The sequence below is a fragment of the Streptomyces sp. UNOC14_S4 genome (assembly GCF_020740835.1).
Classification (GTDB): domain Bacteria; phylum Actinomycetota; class Actinomycetes; order Streptomycetales; family Streptomycetaceae; genus Streptomyces.
Genome location: NZ_JAINFC010000666.1, coordinates 1 through 3,435 on the forward strand (window position 1 = coordinate 1; position 3,435 = coordinate 3,435).

4 protein-coding genes are annotated in these 3,435 nt (G+C 73.0%); 3 read left to right on the top strand and 1 reads right to left on the bottom strand.

Annotation, left to right across the window (positions count from 1 at the left end; all coding sequences use genetic code 11):
* Nucleotides 1-160: 160 nt before the first annotated feature.
* A complete protein-coding gene (locus tag K6I34_RS33970; protein WP_229331893.1) occupies nt 161-1,378 on the bottom strand; it encodes a sensor histidine kinase in 1,218 nt (405 codons plus the stop codon).
* 174 nt (nt 1,379-1,552) lie between these two features.
* Here K6I34_RS33970 and K6I34_RS33975 point away from each other — a divergent pair, with 174 nt between their 5' ends.
* The 3 genes from K6I34_RS33975 to K6I34_RS33985 all read left to right on the top strand — a co-directional run.
* The gene (locus K6I34_RS33975) at nt 1,553-2,017 is read left to right on the top strand and encodes an NADH-quinone oxidoreductase subunit A (RefSeq protein WP_229331894.1); all 465 of its coding nucleotides are present in this window, start codon (nt 1,553-1,555) and stop codon (nt 2,015-2,017) included.
* Nucleotides 2,008-2,709 (top strand): NADH-quinone oxidoreductase subunit B, encoded by a 702-nt coding sequence (locus K6I34_RS33980; RefSeq protein WP_229331895.1) that lies wholly within the window; start codon nt 2,008-2,010, stop codon nt 2,707-2,709. Before K6I34_RS33975 ends, K6I34_RS33980 begins: the two co-directional genes overlap by 10 nt.
* A partial coding sequence (locus K6I34_RS33985) for an NADH-quinone oxidoreductase subunit C (protein WP_229331896.1) occupies nt 2,706-3,435 on the top strand: 730 nt, incomplete at its 3' end. The genes K6I34_RS33980 and K6I34_RS33985, both read left to right, overlap by 4 nt.

Consider the following 3,435-nt stretch of genomic DNA (forward strand, 5'->3'; position numbering starts at 1 on the left):
TGTGGTGAGTTGGTGTCCTGGGGGTGGGGATTTCCCTACCACGCGCCTGCGGCGGGCCTGGCCCGGTGCGCCTACGGGGTTGCCTCTTGAGCTCGGTGCGCGGCTGCGGGTCCGGTGGGGGCTGGTCGCGCAGTTCCCCGCGCCCCTTATAGGGCGGAGGTCAGCGGTCGCGCCACGGCAGTTCCGCCGTCACCACCGTCGGGCCGCCGACAGGCGAGTCCACCACCAGGAGGCCGTCCACCGAGTCGAGGCGTTCGGCCAGGCCCGCCAGGCCCGTACCGGACGCCGTGGACGCCCCGCCGCAGCCGTCGTCCGTCACCTGGATCAGGACGCGGTCGTTCCGGCGCCAGACCTCCACCTCCGCCGTCCGTGCCCGGCTGTGCTTGCTGATGTTCTGCAGGAGCTCGGAGACGGTGAAGTACGCGATGCCCTCGATCGCGGCGGCGGGCCGCGTCGTCAGGTCGACCGAGACGCTGACGGGGACGGTGCAGCGGGCCGCGACCGAGGAGAGGGCCGCGTCGAGGCCGCGGTCGGTGAGGACGGCGGGGTGGATGCCGCGGGCGAGGTCGCGCAGTTCCTGGAGGGCGAGCTTCACCTCGCCGTGCGCCTCGTCCACCATCTTCGCCGCCGCCTCCGGGTCCTCCAGGACCTTCTCCTTCGCGAGGCCCAGCCCCATCGCCAGGGCGACGAGCCGGGCCTGGGCGCCGTCGTGCAGGTCGCGCTCGATGCGGCGCAGGTCGGCGGCCGCCGTGTCGACGACCACCCCGCGGTCCGACTCCAGCTCGGCGACGCGGCGCTCCAGCTCGCTGGAGGGGGACAGCAGGCCGCGCACCATGGCCCGGTCCACGTTCGTCAGCCACCGTGCCAGGTGCCCGAGCACGGGCCAGGCGACGAGCAGCCCGACGAGCGTCAGCGCGAAGGTGAGCACGCCCCAGGGCAGGCGGATGAAGGCGTAGAGCGTGGCCCGCCACGCGACCGGGTCCTTCAGGGCCGTCCACAGCCAGGGGAAGAACCCCTCGCTCCGCGGGTGCCGCGACAGCGGGCTCGGCTCGTCGATGCGCACGTCCAGCAGCCGCCGGGCGCGCCCGCGCTCCATGCGGCCCAGCGCCCGCGAGCCCATGAGGCCGGCCGCCAGCAGCGGCAGGCCGATCACGGTGACCGACAGCGCCGCGCCCGCGTAGAGCCACAGCGACACGTAGACGAAGCCGAGGATGCCCTCCAGCAGGTTGAGGAGCAGGTGCGCGACCTCCCGCCACGTCCGCGCGTCGTAGGCGAAGCGGGCGGGCGGCAGCCGTTCCTCGCCCTCGTGGTCGTCATGGGCATGGTGCGCGTTCCGGCCGGGGCCGGTCGTGCTGCGTGCGGTACTGCTGGCGGTCATACCCCCAAGCCTGCCGGGCCGCCCCGGCCGTCGCCATGGGGGCCCCGGGGTGGGCCCGGGTGGGGATAACCCCACCTCCTGGCCGGGCAGCGCTTCTTGCCGCGACCTTGTCAGGGCCTAGACTCCCGTGAGTAAAGATTCGTCGATATGTGCTGGACAGGGAGCGAGGCGGACGTGCCGGAGGCCACCGTGCGCACCAGTAGTGCGGGCGTCGCCGACGTCCAGCTGGCGACGGACAGCTCTTTCCACGGCTCAATCCAGGGCTCATTCCAGGGCTACTTCCACGGCTACGCGGTCGTCGGGCTGCTCGCCGTCATCGGCGTGCTGTTCGTCGCCGTGGCCTTCACAGCCGGGCGGCTGCTGCGGCCCGTCGTGCCGACGCCCGAGAAGCTGCTGACGTACGAGTGCGGAGTCGACCCCGTCGGCGAGGGCTGGGCGCACACCCAGGTCCGCTACTACGTCTATGCCTTCCTCTACGTGATCTTCGCGGTGGACTCGATCTTCCTGTTCCCCTGGGCGACGGTCTTCGCCGCGCCCGGCTTCGGCGGCGCCACGCTCGTGGAGATGTTCATCTTCCTCGGCTTCCTCGCCGTGGGTCTGTTGTACGCATGGAAGAAGGGCGTCCTCGAATGGACGTGACACCCGTCGATCTGCCGGAGCCCCGCCGCCTGGGCGTGCTCTCCCGGCTGGCCCCCGAGCCGATGAAGGTGGTCCTGAACTGGGGCCGCCGCTACAGCCTCTGGGTCTTCAACTTCGGCCTGGCCTGCTGCGCGATCGAGTTCATCGCCGCGTCCATGGCCCGGCACGACTTCATCCGGCTCGGCGTCATCCCCTTCGCCCCGGGCCCCCGCCAGGCGGACCTCATGATCGTCTCGGGCACGGTGACGGACAAGATGGCCCCGGCGGTCAAGCGGCTCTACGAGCAGATGCCCGAGCCGAAGTACGTCATCTCCTTCGGCGCCTGCTCGAACTGCGGCGGCCCCTACTGGGACTCGTACTCGGTGACCAAGGGCGTCGACCAGATCATCCCGGTCGACGTCTACGTCCCCGGCTGCCCGCCCCGCCCGGAGGCGCTCCTCCAGGGCATCCTCAAGCTCCAGGAGAAGATCGCGGCGGAGTCGCTGGGCGAGCGGTATGCCTCCGGCGGGGTCGCGGACTCGGGTGCGGGTGCCGCCTCCGGCGCGGCTTCGGCCTCCGGCCCGTCGGCTGCCGCGCTGAAGAGCGGCCTGGTGACGCCGCCGCCCGCGCCGGGCGCCGCGGAGTCCGGTACCAAGGGTTCCGCCACCACGGATTCCGCCTCCGGCACCGATTCCGGGGAGGCCGGACGATGAGCGAGCCCACCGACCCGGACGCGCAGCGTCCGGCCCTCACTCCGCGCCCCCCCAAATCCGACAATATTCAGGAGTCCGAGAGCTCCCCTCGGCCCGAGACCGCCGACGCAGCTCCGCAGGACGAGGCTCCCGAGCCCGCCGCCGAGGCGGCTGCGCCGCCCGTCGGCTGGCTGCCGCGCGGCGCCGTCGAGCTGTTCGGCGAGGGCGCGAGCGCCGAGGAGGCGTACGGGCTGCTCACCGTCGACGTGCCCGCCGCCGCGTGGCTCACCGCACTCGACACCGCCCGCACCACGCTGGGCTGCACCTTCTTCGACTGGCTGAGCGCGGTCGACGAGCCCGGCACGGGCTTCCGCGTCTGCGCGCACGTCGCCGCGCTGCCCGGACCGGACGCCACCGGGGTACGCCGCCTCGTCGTCCGCACCACCGTGCCGCACGACAAGCCCGCGCTGCCGACCGCGACCGGCGTCTACGCCGGTGCGGCGTGGCACGAGCGCGAGACGCACGAGATGTTCGGCGTGGACTTCACCGGCCACCCCCACCTCGTTCCGCTGCTGCTCCCCGAGGGCTTCGAGGGGCACCCGCTGCGCAAGGACTTCGTGCTGGCCGCACGGGTCGCCAAGGCGTGGCCGGGGGCGAAGGAGCCGGGCGAGTCCGAGGGCGGCGGGCCGAAGCGTCGTCAGATGCTGCCGCCGGGCGTGCCCGACCCCAACGAGTGGGGCCCCCTCA

Bases quoted from the DNA above. Each gene is read 5' to 3' on its own strand.
- K6I34_RS33980 (WP_229331895.1), top strand. From the start codon at position 2,008: ATGGACGTGACACCCGTCGATCTGCCGGAGCCCCGCCGCCTGGGCGTG.
- K6I34_RS33970 (WP_229331893.1), bottom strand. From the start codon at position 1,378: ATGACCGCCAGCAGTACCGCACGCAGCACGACCGGCCCCGGCCGGAAC.